Source organism: Candidatus Desulfosporosinus nitrosoreducens, from assembly GCF_030954495.1.
In the GTDB taxonomy this organism is placed as follows: domain Bacteria; phylum Bacillota; class Desulfitobacteriia; order Desulfitobacteriales; family Desulfitobacteriaceae; genus Desulfosporosinus; species Desulfosporosinus nitrosoreducens.
On the sequence record NZ_JAVHUW010000079.1, the window covers coordinates 19,275 to 46,270 of the forward strand.

Below are 26,996 nucleotides of genomic sequence, written 5' to 3' on the forward strand. Positions count from 1 at the left end.
ATAATAGATGGCAAGCAAATATGCCTACAGCAATCGCGACCACAAATTTATTATCAAAGAATGGTTGGATGGCGGGAAAATACTTGAGCTTAAGCGCTTTCGGGATTATCTGAGCATTGATGATGTCGACGGAATTCTGGATCAAGCTTTGAAAATGAGCAAAGAAGTTGTTGCCCCGACCAATGACGAAGGGGACAAGATAGGAGCGGTTTTTGCAGAGGGCAAAGTTACGGTCCCGCCGTCCTTCCATCACGCTTTTCGTTTTGTTGCGGAAAACGGCTGGGGTGGCAGCAATAAGGACGTGGACGGAGAAGGCACTTTACCGGCGATCTTATGTGAGGCTGTTCGGGAATTTATGATTGGAGCGAATCCAGCCATGACCCCCTACATTGGGCTGACCGGCGGTATTGCTTCTGTGATCAAGGCTTTTGGCTCTCCCGAGCAAATCAGCCTTTATACCCCCAAAATGTTTAAAGGCGAGTGGGGAGGGACCATGTGTTTGACAGAGCCCGGCGGCGGTTCTGATGTTGGAGATATGTTGTCCAAAGCTTACCCCACAGATGATCCCATCATTTATAAAATAAAAGGAACAAAGTGTTTTATCACAGGGGGAGATCATGACCTTACTGAGAACATTATTCACTTAGTGCTGGCGCGCATTGATGGGGCCGCCCCCGGAACGAAAGGTTTGTCTCTGTTTATTGTGCCGAAGATTTGGGTCAATGAGGATGGAAGCCTGGGAGAAGTGAATGACGTTGCCACGGTCGGCATTGAACATAAAATGGGTCTGAAAGGTTCGTCAACAGCAGTACTGAGTTTTGGAGAAGAAGGTCAGTGCCGGGGTTTTCTTTTAGGGAGCGCGCCGGATGAAAAAGGGTTTGGGCAAGGTATGGCTCAGATGTTTAAGATGATTAACGGTTCGCGCCTTGATACAGGGCATAGCGCTTTGGGTGTGGCGACGGTAGCGTACAACAATGCGGTCGAGTATGCCAAAGAGCGCATTCAAGGCCGTCCGATTACCGATCCCAAAGGTCAGAGAGTTCCCATCATCCAGCATGAAGATATACGCCGGATGTTGCTTATGCAAAAAGCCACCCTTGAGGCTATGCGCGCTATGATATTCCAAGCCTATTACTATCTGGACTTGGCGGAATATGGCGGAGAAGCTGAAGAAGTCCGAGAAGCAAAACGTCAGGTAGAAGTCATAACTCCCTTAGTTAAGGCCTATTGTTCAGATCAGGCCTGGTTAATGATTACCGAGGCCATTCAAATTCACGGCGGGTATGGCTTCACTGAGGAGTATCCGGTGGCCCGTCAGGCACGTGACGTGAAGATTTACTCAATTTGGGAAGGCACTAACTTTATCCAATCTATGGACCTTGTTGGCCGCAAATGGAGCTTGGATAAGGGCAGTATTTTTAGAGAATGGCTGCAGAAAATCATTACCTTTACGCAAAACAACCTGGAAAACAGTGTGTTGGCGCGTGAATTCACCTTGCTTAACCAGGCAATCCAGGCTTATCAGGAAATGATGGGAACAATGTACGGCTATTTTAAAGGGGACATCCGCCTTGTGCCTTTATACAGCACCAGAATATTGCGCATGACAGCTGAATTATACGGGGCGTTTCTGCTTATGCGCCAAGCGTTGGTCGCTCAGGAGAAGCTGGATCAAGGAGCGGGAGACTTGACCTTCTACCAAGGCAAAATTATTACGGTTAAATTCTATGTGCGCAATATTCTTCCGGATGTTATGGCAACGGCGCAAATTATCAAAGAAGCCGACACCTCGGCTATGGATATGCCCGAAGAGGCTTTCTAAAAAAATAACTGTCAGGCGGAGCTGGATTCTCTGACAGCAAATAAAGGGGGAGCGAAATTATGAAGGTGGAAGAGATTAAAAAAATATGTGTTATTGGCGCGGGAAACATGGGGCACCAGATTTCTTTGTGCGCAGCTTTAGCCGGGTACAAAGTGAGTTGTACAGATATTAGCGAGGAGATGTTGCGCAAAGCGGAAGATTTTGCACGCACCTACCTGCCGGAGCGGGTGGCCAAAGGAAAAATGAAACAAGAACAAGCCGCTATGGCCTTGGAAAATTTAAGTTTCAGTTCAAATTTGGAGGAAGCGGCCGGAGATGCTGATTTTGTGATTGAAGCCGCCGTCGAGAAAATTGACATTAAGCGTAAGCTTTTTGCGGATTTAGACAGAATCACACCATCTCATGCGATTTTAGCTACCAATAGTTCCTTTATCGTAAGCTCCAAAGTTGCCGATGTCACTAAACGCCCGGAAAAAATCTGCAACATGCATTTTTTCAATCCGGCGTTAGTCATGAAACTTGTAGAAGTGGTGCAAGGTTCGCATACTTCTCAGGAAACGGCCCAAGTAACCATGGATCTGGCAGCTAAACTCGGCAAAACCGGAGTTTGGCTGAAAAAAGAAATCTATGGCTTTTTAGTAAACCGTATTTTAGCGGCCCTGAATCATGAAGCGATGTTTTTAGCCGACATGGGAATTGCCGGTCCGGAAGAGATTGATTTGGCAGTTACCAATGCCCTGGGTCACCCCATGGGACCTTTCCGGCTGATGGATTTTACAGGTATTGATTTGGCGTATTATATAGGAATGGAACGTTATCAGGATACCCATGACCCAGGTGATAAACCATCTCCCATCCTGGTTGAGAAATATGCCAAAGGGGAATACGGTGTCAAAACGAAAAAAGGTTTTTATACCTATGACTGATTGCTCCATAAGCCGGGAATTTTCAGAGTAAAAGGTTTCAATTTAAAAAGACCTTAGTCGCCCAAATGACTGAGGTCTTTTTTAAATTGAATCTGTACGATACTGTATACTTTTCATACGATTTTTACGCTCTTAGTTCTTATTGTGTAACAATTTTATACAGTAGGTTGTCCAATGAGCAATCGTAACTTGTTTTAGCCGGATTGTATAAACTCTAGGTTCCTTGGTGTCATGGTTTTAAGCTCTGCTCGAAAAGCCGCCAGAGTTAATAGAATTTTGGCATAATTCTTGCAAATACAAATAAGACAAATAATTTTGAATATTCAGGAAGGAGCGTATAAGAAGTCATTTTGCTTAAGCAAGCCGGCAGTTAAATTTGCTAAGAGCAATCCGGCAATAGCTCATTAAAATAAAGGGTGGAAAATAGTGGTTTCTTTAAATAAGTAAAAAGCTTGGATTGGTAAATTAAGGAGGTTAAATAATCATGCCACAAACTGAAAAAATTTGGTTGAAAAGCTATCCGTCCTATGTAAAGTATCATCTCGATTACCCCAGAAAAACGCTGGGAGAATTGCTTGATGATGCCGTACCCAAAAGGCCAGATACGGTGGCAATGATTTTTGAAAACCAAAAGACGACATACCGTGAATTTGGAGATCAGGTCAGCCGGTTAGCAACGGCTTTAAAAAACATGGGTGTGAGGAAAGGAGAGCGGGTTGGGCTAATGGGTCCGAATTGTCCGCAATGGGTCGTAAGTTTTTACGCTATCCTGAAGGTCGGCGCCATTGCAGTACAGACAAATCCTATGTACCTGGAACGCGAGATAGCTTATCAAATGAATGATTCCGGCGCTACGACTGTCATTGTTTGGGAAATGCTCTATCCCCGGGTTAAGAGCATTCTGAACGAAACCTCTTTGCAACGTGTCATTGCTTTTAACTTTCTTGCGCCTGTGGCATCAACGCCGGACTTATACTCTTACGATGAACTCATTAAAACAGAACCAGCCCCTCTGTCTGTTGCCATGAATCCTGAAGAAGATCTCGCAGTATTGCAGTACACGGGAGGCACAACAGGAAGATCCAAAGGTGTCATGCTCACTCATCAAAATTTAGTCTGTAATGCTTTGCAAACGATGGCTTGGTCTTTCAATTTGAACTATGGAGAAGAAAGGATTCTAACGCTCCTGCCGGTGTTTCATGTTTACGGAATGACGAATTGTGTAAATTATGCCGTTGCCACTGCAGCGACTCAAATACTTTTGCCCCGTTTTGAAATAGATAAGGTCCTGGAGGCCATTAATAAATACAGGCCAACGCTCTTCCCAGGGGCTCCCACTATGTTTATGGCTATTAACAACCACCCGCGTGTTGAAGAGTATTGGGAAAGCTTAGCGGCAATTAAAGTTTGTAACAGCGGTTCGGCCCCCCTTCCTTTAGAAGTCGCCCAAAGATTTGCCAAAGTGACGCAAGGAGAAGGAAATCTTGTGGAAGGGTATGGCCTTTCCGAAGCTTCCCCGGTAACTCACAGCAATCCCTTGGATCGTCCTACGCGGGAAGGTTCCATTGGCCTTCCTTTTCCTGATACGGATTGTGTCATCATGGATTTAGAGACGGGGACGAAAGTACTTCCTGTAGGGGAGATTGGCGAGCTATGTATTAAAGGTCCTCAAGTTATGAAAGGCTATTGGCATAAGCCTGAGGAAACGGAAGCAACCTTGCGTGATGGCTGGCTGCATACGGGGGATATCGCCAGGATGGATGAAGACGGTTATTTTTACATCATTGACCGCAAGAAGGATATGATTATTGCGGGTGGTTTTAACATTTATCCTCGCGATATTGAGGAAATTCTCTACGAACACCCCAAGGTGAAAGAGGTTGTCGTTGCGGGAGTGCCCGACCAATACCGCGGAGAAACCACTAAAGCGTACATTGTACTGCATTCCGATGTGGAAGCAACGGAACAGGAATTTATTACTTTTTGCCGGGGCAAGATGGCTGCTTTTAAGATACCGCACCTTGTAGAGTTTAGAGATGAGCTGCCCAGAACCATTGTAGGAAAAGTTTTGAGACGGCAGCTCGTGGAAGAAGAAAAAGCTAAACTGCAAACTGCTGCGGCTAGCCAGTGCTCCAATTAGTCATTGAACAGAACCCTAAGATTAAGGTGGAGAGGTCCTTCATAAATGCCATGAGCCGGGAGAAGGGGATCAGAGTAAAACTTTCATAATTGATTCTAAAGGTGCCGCGAGAAGAAGATCTGCGGCGCCTGTAATTTTGCCGGCTGTTCAAACCTTGCAGACCTTTGCAGTGCCAAATTTAGCCCGCCATTTGCCGGAGACAATACGGATAAGCCAATCTCCGAGTTTGACAGCCGCCAGTGCTAAAACAATACCGGCGAGAACATCGGTAACCCAATGAATTTCCAGATAAAGCGTTGAATAGATCACGGAAAGGCAAAAAAATGTCCAAACATAACGAAAGAGTTTATCCTTTTCCCGCCAAGCTAACAAAAGCATGGCAAAAGCAATTGAAGTATGCATGGAGGGGAAGCAGTTGACAACAACAACGGCTGCGTCGGCCGCCGAAAGATTGCGGGCCATGCCGTCAGGCTGGCCTAAAACATACCATACTTCGTTGACATGAATGGTTAAATAGAAGGGAAAGATGAGGAGAAACTGCAGGATATGGGCCGACAGACTATAGCGAATCATTTTTAAGGAGTCCTTGGCCCAAAACGAGCGAAAGATGGGTATCAGAACCGGAAGAGTAAAGCCGTTGGCATAAATCCAGCGAAAGTAGCCGGTTAACCAGGGAGTTTGAATTATCCGGAATAGCCGGCCGTCATTTCCGGGGATTGACTTAAAGAGGGCATCTAAATCCAGAAGGTGAGTGCGTGTTCCTAATTGCCAATAAACGACGTCATTCCAGATGGGAGGGAAATACTGCCACATCAGAATTGGAAATAAGACTAAAGGTATGCCAAGACTTAAAAAGCGCTGCCAAGGCAGGGCTAAACGGTCAGATCCCACATTCCAGAAGGCCCCGATAAGCAAAAGATAGGAGTAGTGGGCGGAGCGGTTGGGAGCAATTAAAACAAAGAGCGCTACCGCCACTAAACATAAACGCAGAAAGTGTTTTTTAGGCCAGTCTGTCCAGTGATAAAGCGTTTTTAGATCTAGGGAAGATATCATGGGGTCTTAATCAATCCTTTCCTGGGGTTTAAGGCCGAAGCTCCAAGTTATAAGGGGGACGGATTCAGAAACGGAGGGGCAGCTGCAATCGATAAGCCCGAACCTTGTGAGAAGATCTCCAAGTTTGGTAGCCTTGAGTCAGAGGGTAAAGAATCAATAAGCCAAGCAGCCAAATAACAGCACCGGCCCAAAGGGGAAGAGTGTTGAAGCGCCCTAAGATTGCCGGAATTGCAGCATAGAGCCAGAGGTGAGTATTATAAAAGAACAAGGGCGCTCGGCCAAAATTCTCCAGTATTTTGCTCAGTTTTGCTGTCTGAGGAAGCTTGTAGAAGAGGAAAAGCAAGAGGAATATAAGCCCAAGGTAGAGCAAAAAATAATCTATACTGGGAGGGTATTTGGAAAGTCCAAAAAAACCTTGCAAAGTTCCATCAGGGAGAAGATAATCACCGATTCCGGCGGCGCGTAAAACGAAGAAAAGAGTGATACTGCATAATCCGGAAACTGCGAACCTCTTTGCTTCATGTGCAATCCCGCGTTTTTCTACATAGGTCTTTCCGTACAGCCAGCCCAGTGCCAGCGGTAAAAGCCAGGGAATTAAAGGGAAATTATTGTTTGCTAGCAATTCCGGAGAAAATGGAACAGGCAAGGCCAGAACCACTTGGCAGGCTTGAATAAAGGCTTGAAGGGAGGGAAAGCTTGTCGCCAAACTGGGAAGAAGGGCTTGACTGAGTAAATAAAGAGATATGACCAGTCCCAGGAGTTTCCAAGGCGAAATCCGGCGTCCTAAAGAAAAAGCTATGAAGCCTAAGCCTATGGAGGAAAGAACACTCAGGGAAAAAAATGTCCCGATTGTAGTGATGGATAATGATTTGGCTTGAACAAAGAGAGGGAGATTAAAAGCGGGAGAAGCAATTAAGAGCTGCAAGGCTATAAGAAGGAATCCTCTTTTCCATAAATATTTGTCAATACTCCAATTGGAGGCTCCGGCTGCTTCGCGTTTTTTGACTGACAAAGCTAAAACGTAACCGGCTATAAAGAAAAAACCCGGAGCGCAAAGGCTGGACAGAAACATGACGAGCAAGCTGAGAAAGGTGGTATTTCCCAAGGGGTTGAAGGTTAAGGTCCCCTTGATTAGGAGCGGCAATCCTTCATTGTTTACTCGTCCGTTACTCCAAAAATATAAGGCATGATCTAAAGCCATAAAGATCATAATCAAGCCGCGGGTTCGATCCATAAATGAAAGTCTCAAAATTTATCATCTCATTTCTTAATGTTACCCTAACTGCTTCGGTTATAGATTATACTCCCCAAAAATATCGAAAATCTGCGCAAACCATGAACAACTTATTAAGAAATGGTCAAGATAGTTAAAATTATACTTATTTGGATGAAAATACATTGCTTTATAAACACCTAAGACATCGGACAAAACTCTTAAGGCTGGAAAAATCTAAGTATCTTTTCGTGAGGGTATTTTGCAGCTATGCCCTATATTGAAGGATTCTTTAGGACCATGTCGAATTTCCTAATAGACTGCAATTTTTAAGCAAGCTATTATAATAACATGCGATTATGTAAATAAGTTCACTCGGCTTAGGTGAGGAAGGATTATTGAATTGGCGGTAATGAAGGTATCTGTACGGGATTTGGTTGAATTTGTGCTTAAGAAAGGAGATTTGCAGCCGGGTTTGCTTGGGGCTGCGCGAACTCAAGATGGGATTAAGGCGCACCAGTTCATTCAAAGACTAAACGGTACGGATTATCTCCCTGAAGTAACTCTATCCTATCTTTATGTTCCTCAGGAAAAGCAGGCTGTAAGAACCCCGAATGGGGAGATCAGCCTGGAAGTAAAAGGCCGGGCCGACGGGATTATTAAAAGAGAATCCGGGGATTGCGTGGATGAGATCAAAACGACAACTTTGGATTTAGCTCTGATTGACGAATCTTTAAGCGACCTGCACTGGGCTCAGGCCCAGTGCTATGCCTTTATGTATGCCGTTCGTGAAAACCTGGAGACGATGGAAGTTCAGCTTACCTATTATCAGCTCGATACTGCCGAGACCCAAAAAATTAACAAGTGGTTTTCTAGGAAAGAACTGACGGAATTCTTCTTTGATTTAGCGGAGCGCTATTTGGCTTGGGCCTGTAAACTTCAGGAGTGGTCAATTATTCGTGATCAAAGCATCCGGGAAATGCCATTTCCCTTTCGCACCTATCGGGCGGGACAAAGGGATTTGGCCGTTGCAGTTTATCAGACAATTAAGCATCGACAAAAGCTGTTTGCCCAAGCGCCTACAGGTATCGGCAAAACTATAGGCACTTTGTTTCCGGCTCTCAAAGCCATGGCGGAGGGATTAACGGTTCAAATCTTTTACTTGACGGCCAAAACAATCACGCGTACTGTGGCGGAAAAAGCCTTAAGTGCTTTGCAAGCCGGAGGATTAAGACTTAAACGGCTAACCCTTACTGCTAAGAAAAAAGTATGTTTAATGCCGGAGGCTGCGTGTTTGCCCGAGGAATGTCCCTTTGCCAAAGGGTATTACGACCGCCTGCGCGGGGCGGTGGAGGACATGTTTGAAGAGGAGATTTGGACGCGGCAGGTTCTGGAAGATTATGCCCGCAAGCACTCCCTCTGTCCCTTTGAATTTTCGTTGGAAATGGCTGTATGGGCAGATGTGATTATCGGAGATTACAACTATGTCTTTGATCCCCGAGTCTATTTGAAGAGATTTTTCCTTGATGGTGGTGACTACACGTTTTTAGTGGATGAAGCTCATAATCTGGTGGATCGTGCCCGGGAAATGTATTCCGCGGAATTGGAGAAGGAAGCTTGGCTTAACCTGAAACGACTTATAAAAAAGGACAACCCGAAATTGACAAAGAGTTTGACCCGGGTCAATGCCGCCTTAAGCAAAGAGAAGAAGCGCTGTCTTGCTTTGAATGAGCTGGGAGAAAGCGTAGAAAAGGAGCTTCCCGCGCAACTGGTTCAAGTTCTAAGCCGCTTTGTCAAAGATGTCGAGTCTTATCTTAAAACAAAGCAACAAACCTTTACTTGGCAGGAGCCGCTTTTGGATTTGTATTTTCAGACTCTAAGTTTTGTCAGAACCTCCGAAAGCTATGACAGCTGTTATGTCACTTATCGGCAGTCTAAAAAGGACTTTAAGATCAAGCTGTTTTGCCTTGACCCGTCTATTCGCCTGAAGGAAGCCTTGGCAAGAGGGCGGACTGCGGTTCTGTTTTCGGCGACGCTGAGCCCCATGGATTATTTTATGAATGTTTTAGGTGGAGAGGAGACTTCTTATAAATTGAGCTTAGCTTCTCCGTTTCCGGCAGAAAACTTACATTTAATAATTCACCTCGCTATATCCACCAAATTTAAACAACGAGCCTGGAGTTATGATCTTATCGCTGAAGCAATTGCCGCTGCAACTCAGCCCCAAAAGGGAAACTACCTTGTTTTTTTTCCATCTTATGAATATTTAGCGGAGGTTTATCAGAGGTTTAAGGCACAGAATCCTTCAGTGGCTGTAGTTCAGCAAACGTCAGGCATGATCGAAGAAGAACGGGAGGATTTTCTGGCGAATTTTATGGAACAGCCTGAACAAACTTTAGTCGGCTTTGCGCTGATGGGCGGAATTTTTGGCGAAGGGATTGACCTGATAGGTGACCGGCTTTCAGGCGCCGTAGTCGTCGGAGTAGGTTTGCCTCAAATTGGAATGGAACGAGAGATTATTAGTACGTATTATCAGGCCGGCAATCGGCAAGGGTTTGAATTTGCCTATATGTATCCCGGCCTGAACAAGGTGCTGCAAGCTGTCGGACGGGTTATCCGTACAGACAGAGACCGGGGTTTCGTACTGCTGATTGATGAGCGCTTCGCCTTGTCGAAATACAAAAAGCTGTTTCCTGTGGAATGGCGGGATATTCATTATGCAACTAATGCCGGCGCTGTTCGCCAATCTATTGAGGGCTTTTGGGCTAAAGCCGATCCCGCCGTTGGAGATGAAGCGAATGAGTGAGAGGGTCTTCATGTCATGATGTTTGGCAGTAAGTTATTAACCTGAAGGGAAGAACCTTTAAATGTAGGATTGCAAATTTCCTGCTTAAATTTAAGAGTTAATGAGGTTATTATGGTTGCTTATTTTTTCCCGATCCTTCTGATTGTGGCCTCCAATGTTGTCTATAATATATGTCAGAAGACAACTCCGCAAAATGTGAATCCTTTCTCGGCCTTGCTGGTAACCTATCTGACAGCAGCACTGCTGACCGTGCTGGCGGCCTTATTCTATAAAACAGATAAAGGGTTTCTGGACTCCTTTAGCAAATTAAACTGGACAAGCTTTGTTTTGGGGTTAGCTATTGTGGGACTCGAAGCGGGCTATCTGGTGGCCTATCGGGTGGGCTGGAACCTTGGAGTTGGCTCCTTAGTTGCCAACATTATCCTGGCAATTGTGCTTATCCCTATCAGTATTTTGTTCTTTAATGAAGGATTTACTTTGTTTCAGATAATCGGGGTTGTCTTGTGCATCGTCGGGTTGGTGCTTATCAATAAATAGGAGACAGCAAGGAATGACAATACAAAAAGAAACTGAAAATTTGCCGGCAGGGTCGAGTGTGGCAGACCTATTGCTAACTTGGTACGATGAGAGGAAAAGGGATTTGCCTTGGAGAAGGACGAAAGATCCTTACGTGATTTGGGTGTCCGAAGTCATGCTGCAACAAACCCAGGTTAAAACCGTTATTCCTTATTTTGAGCGATTTCTCCTGCGTTTTCCCAATGTCAGGAAATTGGGAGAGGCAAGTCTGGAAGATGTACTGACTGTTTGGCAGGGGTTAGGCTATTATTCCCGGGCAAGACGAATGTGGGAGGGAGCCCACTATCTATTGACCCAGTGGTCCGGAAGAATGCCTGATAGTTTTGCCGGTCTTCTTCAAGTGCCCGGAATTGGCAAATATACTGCGGGTGCGATTGCCAGTATTGCCTACGGTCAAAATGTTTCGGCCATTGACGGCAACGTTTTGAGAGTTGTTTCCCGCCTTTTGGCCTGGCCTGAGCCGGTGGAAGCGGTCAAAAGCTACCGGCATTTTGATCGGCAGATTGCCGCCTGGCAGTCAGCTCTCCGGCCGGGAGATTTTAATCAAGGACTCATGGAACTTGGAGCGATGGTTTGTACCCCGGTTAGACCAGACTGTGCAGGATGCCCTTTGGTTCAAGTTTGCCAAGGATACAAACGGGGAGATCTTCTTGCTTATCCTGTGAAGAAGATCAAGCCCCAGCGCCAGGAAGTGACTCGCTTAACCTTTGTTTTACGCTGTGGGGACAGAGTGTATTTACAAAAGCGCCCGCCGGAAGGATTGCTGGCTAACCTTTGGGAGTTTCCCGGCGTGGAATTCTTGCAGGAAGTTAGCCTGAGTGAAGCCCTTCCTGTCTTGACTCAAGCGGAGTGGTTGCAATTATTCCAAGATGCGGTAACCGACCGTTCCTTCGATAGAGATGTCCAGAGTCTTATGGCCCGGGGTCTCCACCTTCAAGGGCCTGTCTGGTATAATTTCAGTCATCGGCGCTGGAAAATTCTCTGGCTTATCTTTGACCTGAATAAAACCTGCTCTGGGCAAAAATTTGCCTGCGAAACCGGAGGAGAATTCAAACCCGAATCAGCACAAACACAGAAGCATAACTATGAAGAGGAGCCGCTTAAAGAGGTTGAAGGGAATTATCTCGTCAAAAAATTAAATCAACACCTGCCGGAACAAAGCAGGTGCTGGATATCTTTAAGTGATTTGGGACAAATTCCCCTTCCTGTAGCTTTTCGGGGGATACTTGAAGGCTTAATAAAATGAGTATTTTTTAAATTAAATGACCAAAAGAATTGCCGAATTTCCGGAAAGTTTAAATGGGTGATGTGGAATACTTATCGTCATTCGCTGCATCTTGAGAAGGAATAGAATTACCTCCTTGTGCCCGTTCAAGCCACTTTTTGGATACTTTGCATTTGACAATATTTCCTTTTTCATCAGGTCCTTGGAGTATTATTTTCTCTCCAAAAAGCGTATCCAATAGCCCTAGTGAAAAACGCATTTCCGAATCTCCTTTCTAATTGGTAGTCACTATTTGTTTTAAAATCTTGATGATTACGCTATTAATAACTTTACCTTACGAACCTTAAGATAACCTTAAGATTATTATATTTTTTCCTTTGGAGTGAAATGCTATTCGTTTGCCTGATATAGACAGTTGACAAATATTTTTATTCTGTTATAATACATTTAATTAAATTTCTTAAAAGCTACGACGGAGAAAAGTAGGCTATGTATTACCTTTCAGGGAGGAAGAGTCTCGACTGTAAGCTCTTCTATGTGTGGTAATAGCTGAAGTTCCCTCCTGAGCTGCCGGCTGAACGGAATCAAGTAGGCTAGGACGGTTCTTCACCGTTAACAAGAAGGGGGTATCGGATATCATTCCCGTACCTTGTGGAGTGGCCAATGGCCAGTATTGGGTGGTAATGCGAGATAAAGTTTCTCGTCCCGTCAGGGATGAGAAACTTTTTGCTTAGCAGCCTAATGACTCAACAAAGGCAAGTTTGAATCCCGTACCTTATGGAGAGGGCCATGTTTGGCCAAATTGGGTGGTAACGCGGAAGTCCACGGCTTTCGTCCCTGAAGGGATGAACCGTGGACTTTATTTTATTATTTAGGAGGAATGAACTAATGAAAGATTTAAAATTAGCCGGATCTAAGTCAAAGCGAAGTCTGATTGAGGTTGGTGGAGTAGCTTTAGGCGGTCAGGAAATCATCCTTATCGGGGGCCCTTGTGCTGTTGAATCGAGTATACAAATGCAAAAAGCCGCGGCAGCGGTTAAACATGCGGGAGGAAAAATACTGCGGGGGGGAGTCTTCAAACCGCGTACGTCCCCCTATAGTTTTCAAGGATTGGGGCGTGAGGGAATAGACTATTTGGTGCGGGCAGCCAAAGAAAACGGACTCCTCTGCGTTACGGAAGTGATTGATGCTCAAAGCTTGGCTATGGTTGCAGATGAAGTCGATCTGCTGCAAATAGGTGCTCGCAATATGCAAAATTTCGAGTTGCTGAAATTGGCCGGTAAAATTAACAAGCCTGTCATTCTCAAACGTGGATTGTCAGCAACAGTGGAAGAGTGGTTGTTGGCCGCCGAGTATATTTTAGCAGCAGGCAATTCTCAGGTTATTTTGTGTGAGCGGGGAATCCGCACCTTTGAACCAAGCACAAGAAACACCTTGGACTTAAGTGCTGTGGGTGTGGCAAAAGAGCTCTCCCATCTTCCGGTAATTGTTGATCCCAGTCATGCTGCGGGGCGAAGAGACCTGATCCCATCCCTGTCCAAAGGAGCTTTGGCAGCAGGTGCCGACGGTCTGCTCATTGAGATGCATCCCAATCCGGACGAGGCCGTAAGTGATGGACCACAATCTCTTACGCCGGAACAGTTTATAGCCTTGGCTCAGGAGTTAAGGGACGTTGCTCAATCCGTGGGAAGAATCTTTGTGAGCGGAGAACGGGCGGAGACACTGGAATCCTTACGCTTGGAAATTGACCGAATTGACCGGAACCTTATTGAGTCTTTAGCAGATCGCATGCAAATCGCCAGAAGGATTGGAGCTCAAAAACGGCTGGATCGTGTCAAAGATGCCGGTCGGGAAAAAGATATCCTGCAGCGTTTAATTCCCTTGGCGGAGGATTTGCAGCTTTCCTCTGAATTTGTAAAAAAGTTGTATGCCTTAGTTTTTGAGTTCTCGGTACAATCCCAAATTAAAAGTAAGCTGACAAATGAAAAAGATTTGGAATCTCTTTGCCCTCTTGGAAGCAAATAATAGCAGTGAACTCTGCCTGAATGGCTGAAACAGGCTCAAGCAGGGGTGGGAACAATTTAACAATAAGGCTTTAAAAGCGGGATTTTCAGAGAATGACGTGATATAATTTGTTTGAGCAATTAGACAGTTAAGAATCTGACAGAAAGAATCTTCTCGCCCTATTAAGGGCTGAGAAGATTCTTTTTCGAAGGCGACGCCGGCTGCTAGTTTACTTGAATAATGGGCATCCTTAAACATTAAGCAATCAAAGTAAGAAAGGGGAATTTAACCATGCTGGATTTGCTTTACAAGCGGCGGAGTATCAGGAAGTATAAGCCGACAAAGATAGACCGGGATACCGTTCAAGTCCTTTTAAAGGCGGCTTTGCTCAGCCCTTCATCATGTGGGTTAAGACCTTGGCAGTTTGTCGTTGTAGATGATTCGGAGACTTTGTCTCGTTTAGCGGCAGCTAAAAAAGGAGCGGGGCATTTAAAAGGCGCGGCTCTTGCAATAGTGGTATTGGCCGATCCCAATCTGAGTGATGTTTGGGTGGAAGACGCATCTATCGCGGCGACAATTCTTCATCTAACGGCAGAATCTTTAGGCTTAGGGTCCTGCTGGATTCAAATTAGGAAACGACAGTATTCCGATACAGAGACAGCCGAAGACTATGTGCGCAAAATTTTGGCGGTTCCCGAGACATTGACCGTTGCTTCGATCATGTCCTTCGGGTATCCTGCGGAGTCGAAGTCGCCCTATTCGGAAGAGGATATAAAGAGTTTTAGCAAGGTTTATGGGAATAGGTATGGTTCCGCTTATTAAAGGATATGGTCACATCTTTCCCGGAGAAGTCCCAATGTGCATCTTCTTTCTCTAAGCTGTATTTACATTATTTTTAAGTTTCAGTATACTTTAAATTAACATAAATGAGGAGGTTTAAAATGACGACGAATAGTTATAGCTTTAAAGATGTTATAGCGTTTGCCATTAAAAATGAAGTGGATTCCTATGAGTTTTATCACAATATGGCTAAAAAAATCACCTCAGATTCCAACCTGGCAGATACTTTTGAAGAATTGGCTATAGAGGAACAAAAGCATAGAGATTACTTACAGGACTACTTAGAAGGTGAAATTCCGGAAATTCAATTAGCTGACTTTGAGGATTATCATGTATCCGAAAGTGTCGCAGAGCCAAAGCTTACCGAAGATATAAAATTCGTTGATGCTATTGTTTTGGCAATGAAAAAAGAAGAACAAGCTATGAATATGTATAAAAAATTGGCTCTTTTAAGTACTGATGACCGGCAAAAGGAACTCTTTTCAGACCTTTCCAGGATAGAGGAAATGCATAAAGTTAAATTGGAAAAGATTTATGTGAACGCTGCCTATGTTGAGGTTTGGTAACAACAGGAGAACCCGGCTGTCGGTTATAACAACTTGACGTTCACGGCTTATTGGGGGACTGTTTGCCCCCGGTCTGAGCGAGCCTCAATTTTTTAAACATATCTTTTTAGTTAAGTGAGACTACAGTGAGACTTTTTAGCCAGAGTCTGCCGATTTTTTAAAGATTTCTCCAGGACCTTGATGGGTGGGTGGAGCCGTATGAATGAAAGAATAGAGGAAATTAAGCCAATTAGTCCTATTCGTCCGGTACGAAATTTTGTACTTCGTGATCCCCGCAGAGGCCGACGAGAATTGATGTATCAGCTCAACCGCTATTATAAAGCTAAAAAGAGGAAGGTTTCGGCGAAAAAGGTTGCTCTAAAGCAATCCATAGAGAGTACCAGGGAGAATTCTGACTATCGTCAGGAAATCAGCTCTAAAGATCTTGGAGAAGAAATTACAGATCTCAAGAAAAGGGCAGCTTTTGATCGGGCAATGACAATTGGAGATAAAGTATTGGAATAGTTTTTCATAGATCAATCAATTGGAAATGCGAGGGTATGAACTATGTTTGAAACTATGATGGCAATGTTGAAAGCGAAGCAACGAAAACTCGTTTTTACTGAGGGATCTGACCCGAGGATTCTTGAAGCCGCAAGCCGCTTGCATAAAGACGGTATCCTTGTGCCGGTGCTTCTGGGCAATCGTTCTGAAGTGGAAAATGCGGCCCGGGTGTTTGGCTGGCCTATAGGAGGGATTGAGATTATTGATCCCCTCACCTATGCTGACTTCGATAAAATGGTCGACGAATTGCTTGAACTGAGAAAAGGGAAACTAGATGAGGTTGCTTGCCGGGCCCTTTTGTTAAAGCCCAATTATTTTGGTACTATGCTCGTAAAGATGGGTTATGTCGACGCCCTTCTAGGCGGCGCTACTTATTCCACGGCCGATACGGTTCGTCCCGCTTTGCAGATTATTAAGACAAAGCCTGGCAATAAACTTGTTTCAAGCTGCTTCGTTCTGCACCGATCGACACCGGATGGTGAGGCAACTTACCTGATGGCCGATTGCGCCATTAATATTAAACCCACGGAAGATGAACTGGTTGAAATTGCTGTGGAAACGGCGAGAACAGCGAGGTGTTTTTCCGTAGACCCGAAAGTGGCCATGCTTTCCTACAGTACATTAGGCTCCGGAAAAGGTGAAACCGTCGATACGATGCGTAACGCTGCGGAAAAATTAAAAGCCATGAGCCTTGATTTTCCGGTTGACGGCGAGCTGCAATTTGATGCTGCTTTTTCTTCTGCCGTTGCTAAAACAAAAGCCTTGGGTTCGCCAGTTGCGGGACAGGCCAATACTTTTATATTCCCGGATATTAATGCCGGAAATATTGGTTACAAAATAGCCCAGCGTTTAGGTGGGTTTGATGCTTTCGGTCCTATTCTCCAGGGCCTGAACGCTCCTATCAATGACCTTTCCAGAGGTTGCAATGCCGAAGAAGTTTATAAAATGGGCATAATTACAGCCGCTCTTAAGTAAAAGGCAAGTTTAAGAGACAAATATAAACTATCCTTTGATTGAAGAGGCGTCTTCATTGTCCAAAAAATGTCGAAGAAATATAGGCATCTGATCTTGACTTGTAATTATAATAATTATAATATATATAAAACTAAACAATTAGTTTGAAAGTTTTTTGAGCAGCAACATCGTTTCCCCGGTCCCCCTATAGTGATCAATAAAGAAGACTTGATTCAGGCGGAGTTTTAATTCCATCTGAATCTTAGTCGCACTTATCCAGGGACTTAGCCGCTCTTAACTCACCGCTTGCCGAAGCGGGAGTCTTAGAGCGGATTAGTCAGCGGATAAAAAATTATAAGAGCGGAGGATGGATAGACATGTCGTGGAGTATTGTCAACTTTACAGGTGAAGAGATTATTAAATTGGCTCTTGAAATGGAACGGACAGGAAAGGTTTTTTATGAGAAAGCCGCATCGTATGCGGGGGATGTGCAACTAAAGGAGATTCTGAGTTATCTTTCTAAAGAAGAAGAAAAACATATTCGGGACTTTCAGAAATTAGGGGAAAAGCTGGCCAACGAATTTGTGCCCAATGAGACTTATGCCGGAGAGTACGGGGACTATTTGAAGTCAATCATCAATAATCATATTTTTAATGTGAATACGGTTGAAGATCTAGTGAAGGGAATTAAAACAGACCGGGATATTCTTCAGTTTGCTTTAAGCTTTGAAAAAGATTCAATAATGATTTTCCAGGAATTTGAGAATTTTGTAAACAAGGCAGGCAAGGATGTAATAAACGAATTAATCGATGAAGAGAAAGGACATATCAAAAAAATCAATTCTCTGTTCCAAATTATATAGCGATAAACAGGTAGCAGGGACAGCTAAAGTCTGAACAAGAAAAAGCGCTTCGCAAAGGCCTTCTCAGCCTAATTGAAGTGCTTTTTTGTACCTGTTTTTTAGGGACACTACCCTTTTATTTTTCTCCGCCGCACGGTTTAGAGGGTGAATGGGTCGTTTTCATTTTACAATCCTCACAAATAAGCAATCCGTGATCTTCATACAAGTCCTCTTCCGGAACCTCCTGGTTGCATTTTGCACATAAAGCCATCATAAGCCCCTCCTTTAGACTAAAGATTCAGATATTTATAATTGCTATTAATATATTATTAATACAAGAGAATGTCAATGCTTAATAAATTAAATAATTTTCACAGCATAGAATAATTTGATGAAAAGAGAATAGACCAAAAGCCAATCTTAAGATAAAAGGACAGGCAAGAACGAAGAGTATGAGTAGTAAAAAACTGCCGATATTATAAAATCTCTAAGCCAACGGGGCAATGATCCGAACCGAAGACGGCAGGATAGATATTCGCAGTTTGCAGCTTGTCGGCTAAGCTTTTGGAGGTGCAAAAATAGTCAATTCTCCAGCCGGCATTTCTGATTCGGGCATTAAAACGATAGGACCACCAGGAATAAGCGTCCCTCTGTTCCGGATAAAAATAACGGTAAGTATCGATGAAGCCGGCTTCCAGTAATTGATGAAATTTTAAACGTTCTTCGTCGGTAAAACCGGCGTTTCTTTTATTGATCCGAGGGTTCTTGAGGTCAATTTCCTGGTGGGCCACATTTAAATCACCACAGAAAATCACCGGTTTATGAACATCGAGATTCCGAACATAACTGCGGAAATCATCTTCCCAGGTTAAGCGGTAGTCTAACCTGGCCAGTTCGGGCTGGGAATTAGGGGCATAAACATTGACCAGGTAGAATTCTTCAAATTCCAAAGTAATAACCCGGCCTTCCTTGTCATGATGCGGAATTCCCAGGCCAAGAGTACAGTTGATCGGTTTCTTTTTGGTAAAGACTGCTGTGCCGGAATACCCTTTCTTTTCTGCGTAATTGAAATATTGGCTATAGCCGTCCAAGGCAAGCTCCAGTTGGCCCTGAGAAAGTTTGGCTTCCTGGATGCAAAAGATGTCGGCTTGCACTTCGTTGAAGAAATCCAAAAAACCTTTTGCCAGACAGGACCGAAGCCCGTTAACATTCCATGAGATTAATTTCATTTTCTCCGACCTCATTTTTTCTTTTTAAAAATTATACCATATTGCACTGTCAATAGATCCTCATTTTGACGTATTAGCCTTAGGGAAGACTTAATGGCTTCTTAGTGCTAGTTTGGAAAATATAAACTTCTTTTGCCTGTTCTCTTAATAAGTTTTCTTTATTTCTGCTTTGGAAAAGAGGACATTCTCTCACTGTCCGGAATTGTCATTAGCTGATATTCCGGTCTTTTTTTATTGTTGGCCCCTGTGACGCCTGGCAGGCCACCTGAAGGATAAAAAGTTTTCTTTGTAAACCTAATTCTCAGCGAATTCTCAGTTTTGCCACCTAAAATAAGCTTTGTAAAGATTCTCGTCTAAGAAAGGAGGCCCACAGATGAAACAATTCTATCGCAAGGCTGTTCCTGTTGCGTTAGCTATGCTCACTTTGTTGTTAGTACTTACGGGCTGCGGCACTCAGTCTTCCGCAAGTTCCGCCCCAGGGACTGCAACTTCAGCGTCCACGGCGGATGCTCAGAGAACATCAGATCCTAATCTCATGACAAGCCAACAGCAGGTAAAAGCAATTGATGTGAAAACAGATAAAGGACAAAAGCAATTAAATGCCCAAATCAATAAAAACCTTAATAATCTGGATAAATCGCTTAATGACCTGGACAAAAGTTTGGGGAGTTTGTAGAGACAAGGATTTAATGTCTACAGCAAAATATCTAAAGAAATTAGAGTTATATGTTTAGAGTTATTGTAAAGGAGAATTAAAATGCGAACATCAAGCAAATTTTTAGCTTGCACTTTGCTGGCCTCGTCTATTTTTGGTTTTTCTCTCCCTGTATTAGGCGATACTACTCAGCCGACTTCGCCTGCAACGTCTCAAGTTCAAAATTCCGCAGCAGGGACTGCAGCAACCCCTTCCGATCAAGCAGCCGCCCGGAAACAGAAACTGCAAAATGAAATTTTACATCTCCAAAATGAAGAACAATTTCAGCAAAACCTGGCTCCTATCCGCCAGCTGCAAGCTCAGGATAAACAACTGCGTGCACAAATTAAAACCTTGCGTCAAACAATCCATGCTCAAGTTAAAACAGATCGTCAAGCAAAGAATTACACTGCTTTAGTAACAGCTCTCAATGACATGATTCCGATGCAGGATGATATCGCCAGTGCTCAAACAGACGCTCAAACGGCTAAGGCAGATTGGACGCAACTTAACGTTGACAACAAGGCCAATAACTCCTCGGCGGTTACAACGGACTTAAGCAAGATTCAAACGGATATTCAGAATAGAATTAGTGTTTACCAGAAGATTTTGGCAGACCTTCAGAAAATTAATGGAGATTTGAACGCCTCACCTTCAACAACGTCTACTTCAGCGGCGCCGGCCACAAATCCGTCATAAAATTCATCCGCCGTGACTTTTTGAGGCTGTTGCCAAACAGCCTCAAAAACACCGTTTTTTTTTTAGTAATCCTGAGGGAAATGGATTGTAAAGGTTGTGCCTTCGCCCTGGTTGCTTTCAACATTGATCTTGCCGCCTCGCAAATTCACGATTTCCCCGACAATAGCCAATCCTAAGCCGGCACCGCTGCCGGCTTTTCTTTCTCTTGAGCGGTTGCCGCGGTAAAAGCGCTCAAAAATATACGGAAGGTCTTGAGGGGCAATTCCCTCACCATTATCGGCGATATAAAGATATTTTGCCTTATCCCTTGTTTCGGTTTTGAGTGTAATTTTCCCGTTGACGGGAGTATGCTGAATGGCGTTATGAATTAAGTTATAGATGATCTGTTTAAGTTCTCCAGGTTCAACCGGCAAGGATATTTCGTCTCCTTGGACGTCTAAAGTCCGGTAAGCCAGCAGCGAGCTAAGTAAGGGTAAGAGCTCAGGAAGAATAGCTTGAACGAATGTTTCCGGCTTGGCTTGCGGCATATGCTCGATTTGTTTGTTTAAATGATTAAGCGTCAATAAATCCTCGGTAAGGTGGATCAATCTCTCCGTTTCAACCAGCATGGACTGATGGGCGGAGGCTAAAGTTTCCGGGTCTGTTTCCGGGCTGCGCAGTAAGATTTCCAAAAATCCCCGAATGGAAGTCAAGGGAGTTCTTAACTCGTGGGAAGCGTCGGCGATAAATCTTGTCATTTGTTCTTTGGCTTCCCTTTCCGTTGTTAAAGATTGATTGAGAGTTTCCAGCATTTGATTTAAAACAAAGCGCAAATGGGTAATTTCCGAGGCTGCCGGCTCTTCGGGTATTCTTAAGGCGTAGTTTCCGGCGGCAATCTTGCCGAAGATCTCGGACATGCGGGATAAGGGTAAGAGCGGCTTTTTTACAATATAAAGGGTTAAAATTCCGCCAAACACCAGAATAAACAAAGTGCTGACAAGAAAAACCTGAAGTTGGTGATAGAGAATGTTGTTAAGTTGGGTTAGAGGCGCTGATAGTGCCGCATAGCCAATTAAAGTGCTGTTTGCCGTTTGGGCGGAATTCTGTCCTGTCATGCCGGCTCCGGTTTCCTGATTGAGGTAAATCGGTCCGGAAATGACCATATAGCGGATACCTTTGGGAGATGTTAAGATTGTGTTCGTCCGCAGTTTTTTGCTTTTAATTTGTTTCTGAAAAAAGGATTTTTCCAAAGCATAAGGGTTTTTAGCCTTAACTTCCTGGCGGCCCAGGATACCCGCAAGTTTTTTGTCGGGAGTGAAAAAACCGGCGACAACGCCGGAACTGAGGCTTGACCACTCTTTGGGAAATGGCTGTTCACCGTTTAGCCACAGTTTAAGCTGACTTTCATCAAAAGAACCTATTTGAGCCTGTAATTCCTGGGTCTCTCCTTTCATTAAGAAGGAGTGCAAAGCCTGGTATTGAATTATGCCCATGATCAGAGAAAGCAAGAGAAGGCTCAGCCAAAATCTGATTAAGAGTTTGCCGGCCAGGGAATTTTTCCAAGGGGTTATGCCGCCAGTTTTTTTCATGATAACACCTTCCCGCTTTTTAGGAAACGCTGAAGCCGATTACAGAGTTATTTGACAGGTGAGGGAACTAAGCGATAACCGGCACCGCGCACAGTTTGGATTAATTTGTGTTCTTTGTCACCCAGTTTGTCACGAAGATAGCGGATATATACTTCAACGATATTGTCCTCACCGTCAAAGTCATATCCCCAAATGTGGTTTAAGATGGAACTTTTGCTGAGCACTTGACCGGGGTTCCAAAGCATATAGGACAAGAGTTTGTATTCCGTTGGCGAAAGAGCAAGCTGGCAGCTGTCAAAAGTAATAGTATGGTGTGCTTCATCCAAACAAAAAGCGCCTGTGCTGTGCATTCCGGTTAGCTCCGGATAGCGGTTGCGCAATTGAACTTCAATGCGGGCCAAAAGCTCTTCGAAATGGAAAGGTTTGGTCAAATAATCGTTGGCCCCTTGCCTCAAGCCGCCTACAATATCGGCGGCCGAATTTTTTGCCGTCAGCATGATCATAGGAGCTTGGCTGATTTCCGGTACAGCCTGGCATAAATTATTCCCATCCATGACAGGCATCATTAAATCTAAGATAATCAGGTGCGGGTCAAATTCGGGAATGAGTTCCAAAGCGATTTGGCCATTCGCTGCGGTTTTAACGCTATATCCTTCTTTGCGCAAGCCTAAGCTCAACATTTGGCAGATTGAAGGTTCGTCGTCGACAACTAAAATGCGGAATGAAAATGAAGCCATGACTTCACATCCTTTAAAAAATTTGCGGCCAAGGCAAATCAGAGCAGTTTTCCTGAGAAAATCAACAAGCCAAAGCAGGTGAATTGGAGAGTAAGCAATCTGGCCAGTATATCCCAAGCCTTTCCCTGACCCCAAAAATGTTTCTGCTTATTAAGGCGTTCTAAAAACTCAAAACTAATCATGAGCAGGGCCATATAGAGTCCGTAAAGAATGAAATGCCATTCTGTGCCGTGCCAGATTCCCATGATGAGAAAAAGCAGAAGGTAGCCAATTGCCGAGGCCGTATAACGGCTGGCAAAACGTTTCTTTTTGGCGCTGTTTAATACAAAACGCAGATAAATATAGTCTCTGAACCACGTGGATAGGGATATATGCCAGCGGTTCCAAAAGTCCTTAATATTTTTCGACCAGAAAGGTGCCTGAAAATTCTCCGGTGTCTGTATGCCAAAAAAGCGGCTTACGCCAATGGCAAAGGCGCTGTAACCGGCAAAATCAAAGAAAAGGTAAGCGCTGTAAGCGTACATATATTGAATCGTCTGCCACAAGCTGTGGGCAGGATTGAGGTGAATAAGTCCATATTGATTAAGCAAATAGGCGATGATGAACTTGTATAAGAAACCGCGAAAAATGTACTCTAAACCCTCTGTGAAATTCGTGAGATACTCTTGGCGCGTTAAGGTTTTCTGCAGGTCCGAGAGAAATCTGCGGTAACGGTCAATCGGCCCGGAGGCAAGGGTGGGGAAGAACAGAACATAGCTTATAAAATTGCCGAGCTGAATTTCTTGAATCAAGCCGTCCCTGATTTCAATTAAGGTTCCTAAGATTCTAAAACTTACGTAAGATATCCCTAAGAAACTTAAGAATGAATTCTCAGAGGATGTCATGGGACTTTGAGCTGAGGAAGTTTGCCCTAAAGTTTGAGAAATTTGCGGGATTCTCCGGCTGCTGAAAAATTCAGCCGGGGCCAAGTGGGGCCCCAGGCTGGGGGATAATTTGACGATGATTAAAGGCAGCAAGCTTGCGGCCAAAACCAGATAAAAGATCCAAGAGCTGTTTCGTTTTTTTTCCGACAGTCGGTAACAAAGATAAAAGCGGATAATAAGGTACTCCCAGATAAAATACAAAAGGGCGTGAGCTAAAAAAACCTGAGTGTTCAAAATCAAATATACCATGCCAAGAGACGAATGCATAATCCAGAGCGAGCGGGTTCTGGGAGATGCTTGAGCAAATCCCAGAATTATTGCCGGTATTACAGGTAGAAGAAGCCATAAAAAAAACCTGAAATTAGCATAGGGAATCATCTTGCCCTCCTCGAAGCGCTTGGCGGTCAATTTTACCGTTTTTGGTCAGGGGTAGGTTTGCAATGACAATGCAGCGCTGCGGTAGCATATAGGCGGGTAAAATTGCTTCCAATTTTTGACGTATTTCTTGTCCCCAATCCTGCTGGGCTGTTTCCGGCTTGGAAGTAAGCTCAAGGAAGTTGTCGCTGAGTTTAATAAATGCCTGAAGAGCGGCATTTTTATGGCGGCGTACAACCGGAACCACAACGGCATTTTCAATTTCCGGTAATTTACGCAACTGCTCTTCAATTTCGTTGAGCTCAATGCGGTAGCCATGCAATTTAATTTGAAAATCCCGGCGTCCTTGATAATACAGCTTTCCGTTAAGCCAGTAACCGATATCGCCGGTGCGATAGGCTTGAAGGCTGATATCGTTTTCCGTCCAGGTAAAGAAGGATCGTTTTGTAAGCTCAGGGCGGTTAAGATAGCCAAGACTGACGTTAGGTCCGGCGATAACGATTTCTCCTTTTTCTCCGGGTGGAAGTGATCTGAGAAACAGTTCCTTGTTGCCGTCACTGGCAATCACTCTGTCCAGGTCGTCGGGATCACAGATGTGGATTTGCCAGGCGGCAGAATTTTGTCCGACAGGCAGCGGGCCGGGGCTTGCCAGAATCCGGGCTGTTATCGAGACGCCGGATACGGCTACCGTACATTCAGTCGGGCCGTAAAGGTTGATGACCTGAGCTTGAGGGAAGCGTTCTAAGAGACTTGAGGCGACATTGTGGGGTAAAATTTCTCCGCAAAAGAGAAAATAGCGCAGCCTGGGCAGAAGCTTTTGCCTAAAGCTGGGGTCCATGAGGCACAGCTCCGCAAAAGAAGGTGTGGAAACCCAATAACTTATTTGCGATTTTTGCAAAGAGTCGAATAGATCCTTGGGATTAGCAATATGTTGCTGATCCACGCTCCACAAAGTCCCTCCCTGGCTGAGGGCTATGTACAAGTCCATAACTGAAAGATCAAAAGAGAAAGGAGCTTGGTTGAGGAAAATTTCTTGCTGAAGCTTAGGCTGATATTCCTTGGTCATCCAGCCGACAAAACTTTCCAAGGCATGCCGGGTAATTTGGACGCCTTTTGGCTCTCCGGTGCTTCCGGAGGTGAAAATAATATACCAGACGTCAGTGGTGCCGATCTGCCATTCCGGCAGAGGTCCGGCATGCCCCGGCGCCAAGTCGAAGATCGCCGCAAGGTGAAGGTGCTCTCGCCAAAGGAGATCTCTTGATTTTACTTTCTCGGGAAGAGCAGTAGGCGAAAGAATAGCCGTTGCGCCGGAAGCTTCAATAATTTTAAGCAAACGCTCAGGAGGGATGGAGCTATCGACAGGAATATAGGGATGTCCTGATTTAAGACAAGCTAAAAAGAAGACGAGCATCTCGCTCTCTTTATGTCCGTAGACGATAATAGGGAGTCTTTTCCCGGAAGCATACTTCAGCGTCTGAAAAAGCCAGCAGGCTAAACTATCGGAATAGGTTTTCAGCTCCGAGTATGTGAGAATTTGCTCCCGGTATTGATGGGCTATTTGTTGAGGAGCTAATTCCGCCCAGCGGTCAATCTGCCGTAAAAGCATAAAATCACCTTCTTAATCAGTTTGTCGCAAGCATTTTCCAATATCAAAGTAACTCCCCTCAGAAACCGTTGTAGATAAAGGGGGGCGGAGTATGCTGTTTTTGCACCAAATAGAGGACAAAGAGTCCCATCAAGATTAAGTAGTAGTAAATGAGGCGGGCGAACCAGGCAGTTTTAGGATTATTGCTGAACGAACGTATCCAGAGCTTCATCAAATTCAAGCCATCCTTTCTCACTGGGATGTGACGGATCATCCATAAAATATTTGTCATATTCATGAGTGGAAAAATCGGCCAGAGAAAACCCGAAGTGCTTGGCCATTTCACGAACGTGACTGTAATAACGTTGGCGCTGTTCTTTAGGGAAACCGGTGAAATCATACCATAGGCCGTTTACAGGCTGAATCAAAAAAATCGGATCGGCTCCTTCGTCTTTTAAAACCTCCATCAAGAGATTAAGATCCGCATATTCCGGTGAAGGATAAAAATGTCCTTTGGTCGCTGAATTTTTTAAACTTTGGAGGTTCTTAATTCTTTGACTATAGAAGCTATTGCCGACAGCAAAGGGATTATTCGTTTCATTTTTCCGTACATCGTTTGTCGCTTTCTCTTGCATTGCGGACCACGTTGGCAGAACCTTTTGAGCAGTGCTTCTGGAATTGTCGGTGATTTTCCCGGCTGGAAGATGCTGAATAACTTGAACCGTTTTTAGGGCGTCCTGAATTTCCAAAGAGGCCATTTCCACCCTGGCGGCAGGCCAGTATACTGATTCTAAAAGGAGCGATTTCAGATCTCTCTGTCCATAATAATTAAGAAATCCATCTAGGATGGGATAGGTTTTCTTTACTTCGTTAAATTGAATAAGACGACGAGCTAAAGCTTGTTTGGTTTGCAAGGTCAAAGCAGGGTTGAAAATCATTTTGTAGGCTTGCAAGGCTGAAAAATTAGCCCCGAAGGTGGCCTGAGAGACCCCGTTACCGCTGAACCACTGGGCAGAAAGGGAGAGAACAATTTTTCGGCCTTTTAGATTTTGGGCGCCGGCATAAAGGGTCTGTATTAAATCTACCGAGCCGGCGTGCCCGACGAGATAGGGAGTCCACCCCGTTGGTTGGCCGGCGAAGAGTTTGGTTGGATTATACGGGCCGCCATGTCCAAATTCGGAAGATCCGTATATAGGGACTACGTGAACGTGAGGATCTTTTAAAGCCGCACTTTGGAGAAGAGTTCCTCCAAAAAGTGAGGGTATGGGGTTTTCACTGGCTGTCTCGATTACGCCGGCTTTAATGTAGCTCTTTACCCACCATTCGCTGAGCGGACCGATCATGAGCATACTTAGGAAAAAGAGAATGAGCGCCAGTCCTAAAGGCCCCAGCCGCTTGCGGATCATTTTAGCTTCTCCTCAAGATATTGGATGATTTTTTCTGGATTTGACCATGTTTCTCGTTCCATTTCCGTCGGAGCAATGTCGATGTTCAACTGTTCATGAATCGCCAGGAGCAGTTCTACTAAGCCAAAGGAATCTAAGAGTCCATTAGCCAAAAGATCCTGGTTGGGGTTGTTGGCAACCTGATCTGTCCCACAAATTTCGGTAAGAGCAGTTAAAATAACAGGTCGGATGATCGCGTGATTGCTCATTAGTTATCGCTCCTCGTCACAA

26 protein-coding genes and 1 other annotated feature are annotated in these 26,996 nt (G+C 44.5%); of the genes, 14 read left to right on the forward strand and 12 right to left on the reverse strand.

All coding sequences use genetic code 11. The annotated features are described in order from the left end of the window. The first annotated feature begins 7 nt into the window (after positions 1-7). From REC12_RS22505 to REC12_RS22515, 3 genes are all read left to right on the forward strand, one after another. Positions 8-1,822, forward strand: a complete 1,815-nt coding sequence (locus REC12_RS22505) for an acyl-CoA dehydrogenase family protein (RefSeq protein WP_308898140.1) — start codon at positions 8-10, stop codon at positions 1,820-1,822. Between the two features lie 59 nt (positions 1,823-1,881). Beyond that, positions 1,882-2,748: a 3-hydroxyacyl-CoA dehydrogenase family protein gene (locus REC12_RS22510; RefSeq protein ID WP_308898142.1), complete on the forward strand. Its 867-nt coding sequence runs from the start codon at positions 1,882-1,884 to the stop codon at positions 2,746-2,748. A 484-nt stretch (positions 2,749-3,232) separates the two neighbouring features. Next, on the forward strand, positions 3,233-4,888 hold the full coding sequence (locus tag REC12_RS22515; protein WP_308898143.1) for a long-chain-fatty-acid--CoA ligase: 1,656 nt from the start codon (positions 3,233-3,235) through the stop codon (positions 4,886-4,888). Between the two features lie 147 nt (positions 4,889-5,035). On the opposite strand, the gene REC12_RS22520 is transcribed toward REC12_RS22515, so the two are convergent. After that, complete coding sequence (locus REC12_RS22520; protein WP_308898146.1) at positions 5,036-5,941, reverse strand: phosphatase PAP2 family protein; 906 nt, start codon at positions 5,939-5,941, stop codon at positions 5,036-5,038. Between the two features lie 64 nt (positions 5,942-6,005). Next, positions 6,006-7,175, reverse strand: a complete 1,170-nt coding sequence (locus tag REC12_RS22525) for a heparan-alpha-glucosaminide N-acetyltransferase domain-containing protein (protein ID WP_308898147.1) — start codon at positions 7,173-7,175, stop codon at positions 6,006-6,008. Between the two features lie 391 nt (positions 7,176-7,566). Here REC12_RS22525 and REC12_RS22530 point away from each other — a divergent pair, with 391 nt between their 5' ends. The 3 genes from REC12_RS22530 (at position 7,567) to mutY (ending at position 11,782) form a co-directional block, all read left to right on the forward strand. Beyond that, positions 7,567-9,960, forward strand: coding sequence for an ATP-dependent DNA helicase (locus tag REC12_RS22530; RefSeq protein WP_308898177.1), 2,394 nt, complete (start codon positions 7,567-7,569; stop codon positions 9,958-9,960). Positions 9,961-10,071: 111 nt separating this feature from the next. After that, entirely contained in the window at positions 10,072-10,497 is a 426-nt protein-coding gene (locus tag REC12_RS22535) for an EamA family transporter (RefSeq protein WP_308898148.1), read from the forward strand. Positions 10,498-10,510: 13 nt separating this feature from the next. Further along, positions 10,511-11,782 (forward strand): A/G-specific adenine glycosylase, encoded by a 1,272-nt coding sequence (gene mutY, locus REC12_RS22540; RefSeq protein ID WP_308898149.1) that lies wholly within the window; start codon positions 10,511-10,513, stop codon positions 11,780-11,782. 49 nt (positions 11,783-11,831) lie between these two features. Here mutY and REC12_RS22545 read toward each other — a convergent pair whose 3' ends face one another. Beyond that, the gene (locus REC12_RS22545) at positions 11,832-12,020 is read right to left on the reverse strand and encodes a hypothetical protein (RefSeq protein ID WP_308898151.1); all 189 of its coding nucleotides are present in this window, start codon (positions 12,018-12,020) and stop codon (positions 11,832-11,834) included. A 201-nt stretch (positions 12,021-12,221) separates the two neighbouring features. Continuing rightward, positions 12,222-12,603, forward strand: a binding site (T-box leader). A 46-nt stretch (positions 12,604-12,649) separates the two neighbouring features. Between REC12_RS22545 and aroF the strand changes: the two genes are divergently transcribed. From aroF to REC12_RS22575, 6 genes are all read left to right on the forward strand, one after another. Continuing rightward, positions 12,650-13,786, forward strand: a complete 1,137-nt coding sequence (gene aroF / locus REC12_RS22550; RefSeq protein WP_308898153.1) for a 3-deoxy-7-phosphoheptulonate synthase — start codon at positions 12,650-12,652, stop codon at positions 13,784-13,786. A 270-nt stretch (positions 13,787-14,056) separates the two neighbouring features. Then, complete coding sequence (locus tag REC12_RS22555) at positions 14,057-14,587, forward strand: nitroreductase family protein (protein WP_308898155.1); 531 nt, start codon at positions 14,057-14,059, stop codon at positions 14,585-14,587. 119 nt (positions 14,588-14,706) lie between these two features. After that, positions 14,707-15,171 (forward strand): ferritin-like domain-containing protein, encoded by a 465-nt coding sequence (locus REC12_RS22560; protein ID WP_308898157.1) that lies wholly within the window; start codon positions 14,707-14,709, stop codon positions 15,169-15,171. 198 nt (positions 15,172-15,369) lie between these two features. Continuing rightward, positions 15,370-15,675, forward strand: coding sequence for a hypothetical protein (locus REC12_RS22565; protein WP_308898159.1), 306 nt, complete (start codon positions 15,370-15,372; stop codon positions 15,673-15,675). 42 nt (positions 15,676-15,717) lie between these two features. After that, positions 15,718-16,689, forward strand: coding sequence for a phosphate acetyltransferase (gene pta / locus REC12_RS22570; RefSeq protein WP_308898160.1), 972 nt, complete (start codon positions 15,718-15,720; stop codon positions 16,687-16,689). 356 nt (positions 16,690-17,045) lie between these two features. Further along, the gene (locus tag REC12_RS22575; RefSeq protein ID WP_308898162.1) at positions 17,046-17,531 is read left to right on the forward strand and encodes a ferritin family protein; all 486 of its coding nucleotides are present in this window, start codon (positions 17,046-17,048) and stop codon (positions 17,529-17,531) included. 115 nt (positions 17,532-17,646) lie between these two features. On the opposite strand, the gene REC12_RS22580 is transcribed toward REC12_RS22575, so the two are convergent. Continuing rightward, positions 17,647-17,784 carry a hypothetical protein gene (locus tag REC12_RS22580; protein WP_308898164.1) on the reverse strand — a complete coding sequence of 46 codons (138 nt, stop codon included), beginning with the start codon at positions 17,782-17,784 and terminating at the stop codon, positions 17,647-17,649. 202 nt (positions 17,785-17,986) lie between these two features. Further along, positions 17,987-18,739 carry an exodeoxyribonuclease III gene (locus REC12_RS22585; protein WP_308898166.1) on the reverse strand — a complete coding sequence of 251 codons (753 nt, stop codon included), beginning with the start codon at positions 18,737-18,739 and terminating at the stop codon, positions 17,987-17,989. A 373-nt stretch (positions 18,740-19,112) separates the two neighbouring features. Here REC12_RS22585 and REC12_RS22590 point away from each other — a divergent pair, with 373 nt between their 5' ends. After that, positions 19,113-19,415, forward strand: a complete 303-nt coding sequence (locus tag REC12_RS22590) for a hypothetical protein (RefSeq protein WP_308898167.1) — start codon at positions 19,113-19,115, stop codon at positions 19,413-19,415. Between the two features lie 81 nt (positions 19,416-19,496). Continuing rightward, positions 19,497-20,132: a hypothetical protein gene (locus tag REC12_RS22595; protein WP_308898168.1), complete on the forward strand. Its 636-nt coding sequence runs from the start codon at positions 19,497-19,499 to the stop codon at positions 20,130-20,132. Positions 20,133-20,194: 62 nt separating this feature from the next. On the opposite strand, the gene REC12_RS22600 is transcribed toward REC12_RS22595, so the two are convergent. The 7 genes from REC12_RS22600 to dltC are packed head-to-tail and all read right to left on the reverse strand — an operon-like array spanning position 20,195 to position 26,974. Continuing rightward, a complete protein-coding gene (locus tag REC12_RS22600; RefSeq protein ID WP_308898170.1) occupies positions 20,195-21,700 on the reverse strand; it encodes a sensor histidine kinase in 1,506 nt (501 codons plus the stop codon). Positions 21,701-21,747: 47 nt separating this feature from the next. After that, the gene (locus REC12_RS22605; RefSeq protein WP_308898171.1) at positions 21,748-22,437 is read right to left on the reverse strand and encodes a response regulator transcription factor; all 690 of its coding nucleotides are present in this window, start codon (positions 22,435-22,437) and stop codon (positions 21,748-21,750) included. A gap of 38 nt (positions 22,438-22,475) precedes the next feature. Further along, positions 22,476-23,738, reverse strand: a complete 1,263-nt coding sequence (gene dltB, locus REC12_RS22610; RefSeq protein WP_308898172.1) for a D-alanyl-lipoteichoic acid biosynthesis protein DltB — start codon at positions 23,736-23,738, stop codon at positions 22,476-22,478. Next, the gene (dltA, locus tag REC12_RS22615) at positions 23,722-25,341 is read right to left on the reverse strand and encodes a D-alanine--poly(phosphoribitol) ligase subunit DltA (RefSeq protein WP_308898173.1); all 1,620 of its coding nucleotides are present in this window, start codon (positions 25,339-25,341) and stop codon (positions 23,722-23,724) included. Before dltA ends, dltB begins: the two co-directional genes overlap by 17 nt. Positions 25,342-25,399: 58 nt before the next feature. After that, the gene (locus tag REC12_RS26555; RefSeq protein ID WP_374214241.1) at positions 25,400-25,618 is read right to left on the reverse strand and encodes a teichoic acid D-Ala incorporation-associated protein DltX; all 219 of its coding nucleotides are present in this window, start codon (positions 25,616-25,618) and stop codon (positions 25,400-25,402) included. Then, positions 25,521-26,726, reverse strand: coding sequence for a D-alanyl-lipoteichoic acid biosynthesis protein DltD (dltD, locus tag REC12_RS22620; protein WP_308898175.1), 1,206 nt, complete (start codon positions 26,724-26,726; stop codon positions 25,521-25,523). Before dltD ends, REC12_RS26555 begins: the two co-directional genes overlap by 98 nt. Beyond that, positions 26,723-26,974: a D-alanine--poly(phosphoribitol) ligase subunit DltC gene (dltC, locus tag REC12_RS22625; protein ID WP_308898176.1), complete on the reverse strand. Its 252-nt coding sequence runs from the start codon at positions 26,972-26,974 to the stop codon at positions 26,723-26,725. The genes dltD and dltC overlap by 4 nt, the downstream gene beginning before the upstream one ends. Positions 26,975-26,996 lie beyond the last annotated feature (22 nt).

What these genes read in the sequence shown, in the direction of transcription:
- REC12_RS26555 (WP_374214241.1), bottom strand. Translation starts at nt 25,618, where the DNA reads ATGAATATGACAAATATTTTATGGATGATCCGTCACATCCCAGTGAGA.
- REC12_RS22590 (WP_308898167.1), top strand. Translation starts at nt 19,113, where the DNA reads ATGAAACAATTCTATCGCAAGGCTGTTCCTGTTGCGTTAGCTATGCTC.
- REC12_RS22505 (WP_308898140.1), top strand. Translation starts at nt 8, where the DNA reads ATGGCAAGCAAATATGCCTACAGCAATCGCGACCACAAATTTATTATC.
- REC12_RS22545 (WP_308898151.1), bottom strand. Translation starts at nt 12,020, where the DNA reads ATGCGTTTTTCACTAGGGCTATTGGATACGCTTTTTGGAGAGAAAATA.
- REC12_RS22585 (WP_308898166.1), bottom strand. Translation starts at nt 18,739, where the DNA reads ATGAAATTAATCTCATGGAATGTTAACGGGCTTCGGTCCTGTCTGGCA.
- REC12_RS22560 (WP_308898157.1), top strand. Translation starts at nt 14,707, where the DNA reads ATGACGACGAATAGTTATAGCTTTAAAGATGTTATAGCGTTTGCCATT.
- REC12_RS22595 (WP_308898168.1), top strand. Translation starts at nt 19,497, where the DNA reads ATGCGAACATCAAGCAAATTTTTAGCTTGCACTTTGCTGGCCTCGTCT.
- dltA (WP_308898173.1), bottom strand. Translation starts at nt 25,341, where the DNA reads ATGCTTTTACGGCAGATTGACCGCTGGGCGGAATTAGCTCCTCAACAA.
- REC12_RS22555 (WP_308898155.1), top strand. Translation starts at nt 14,057, where the DNA reads ATGCTGGATTTGCTTTACAAGCGGCGGAGTATCAGGAAGTATAAGCCG.
- pta (WP_308898160.1), top strand. Translation starts at nt 15,718, where the DNA reads ATGTTTGAAACTATGATGGCAATGTTGAAAGCGAAGCAACGAAAACTC.
- REC12_RS22605 (WP_308898171.1), bottom strand. Translation starts at nt 22,437, where the DNA reads ATGGCTTCATTTTCATTCCGCATTTTAGTTGTCGACGACGAACCTTCA.
- REC12_RS22510 (WP_308898142.1), top strand. Translation starts at nt 1,882, where the DNA reads ATGAAGGTGGAAGAGATTAAAAAAATATGTGTTATTGGCGCGGGAAAC.
- REC12_RS22600 (WP_308898170.1), bottom strand. Translation starts at nt 21,700, where the DNA reads ATGAAAAAAACTGGCGGCATAACCCCTTGGAAAAATTCCCTGGCCGGC.
- REC12_RS22575 (WP_308898162.1), top strand. Translation starts at nt 17,046, where the DNA reads ATGTCGTGGAGTATTGTCAACTTTACAGGTGAAGAGATTATTAAATTG.
- aroF (WP_308898153.1), top strand. Translation starts at nt 12,650, where the DNA reads ATGAAAGATTTAAAATTAGCCGGATCTAAGTCAAAGCGAAGTCTGATT.
- REC12_RS22535 (WP_308898148.1), top strand. Translation starts at nt 10,072, where the DNA reads ATGGTTGCTTATTTTTTCCCGATCCTTCTGATTGTGGCCTCCAATGTT.
- REC12_RS22520 (WP_308898146.1), bottom strand. Translation starts at nt 5,941, where the DNA reads ATGATATCTTCCCTAGATCTAAAAACGCTTTATCACTGGACAGACTGG.
- REC12_RS22580 (WP_308898164.1), bottom strand. Translation starts at nt 17,784, where the DNA reads ATGATGGCTTTATGTGCAAAATGCAACCAGGAGGTTCCGGAAGAGGAC.
- dltC (WP_308898176.1), bottom strand. Translation starts at nt 26,974, where the DNA reads ATGAGCAATCACGCGATCATCCGACCTGTTATTTTAACTGCTCTTACC.
- mutY (WP_308898149.1), top strand. Translation starts at nt 10,511, where the DNA reads ATGACAATACAAAAAGAAACTGAAAATTTGCCGGCAGGGTCGAGTGTG.
- REC12_RS22515 (WP_308898143.1), top strand. Translation starts at nt 3,233, where the DNA reads ATGCCACAAACTGAAAAAATTTGGTTGAAAAGCTATCCGTCCTATGTA.
- REC12_RS22565 (WP_308898159.1), top strand. Translation starts at nt 15,370, where the DNA reads ATGAATGAAAGAATAGAGGAAATTAAGCCAATTAGTCCTATTCGTCCG.
- REC12_RS22530 (WP_308898177.1), top strand. Translation starts at nt 7,567, where the DNA reads ATGAAGGTATCTGTACGGGATTTGGTTGAATTTGTGCTTAAGAAAGGA.
- dltB (WP_308898172.1), bottom strand. Translation starts at nt 23,738, where the DNA reads ATGATTCCCTATGCTAATTTCAGGTTTTTTTTATGGCTTCTTCTACCT.
- dltD (WP_308898175.1), bottom strand. Translation starts at nt 26,726, where the DNA reads ATGATCCGCAAGCGGCTGGGGCCTTTAGGACTGGCGCTCATTCTCTTT.
- REC12_RS22525 (WP_308898147.1), bottom strand. Translation starts at nt 7,175, where the DNA reads ATGGATCGAACCCGCGGCTTGATTATGATCTTTATGGCTTTAGATCAT.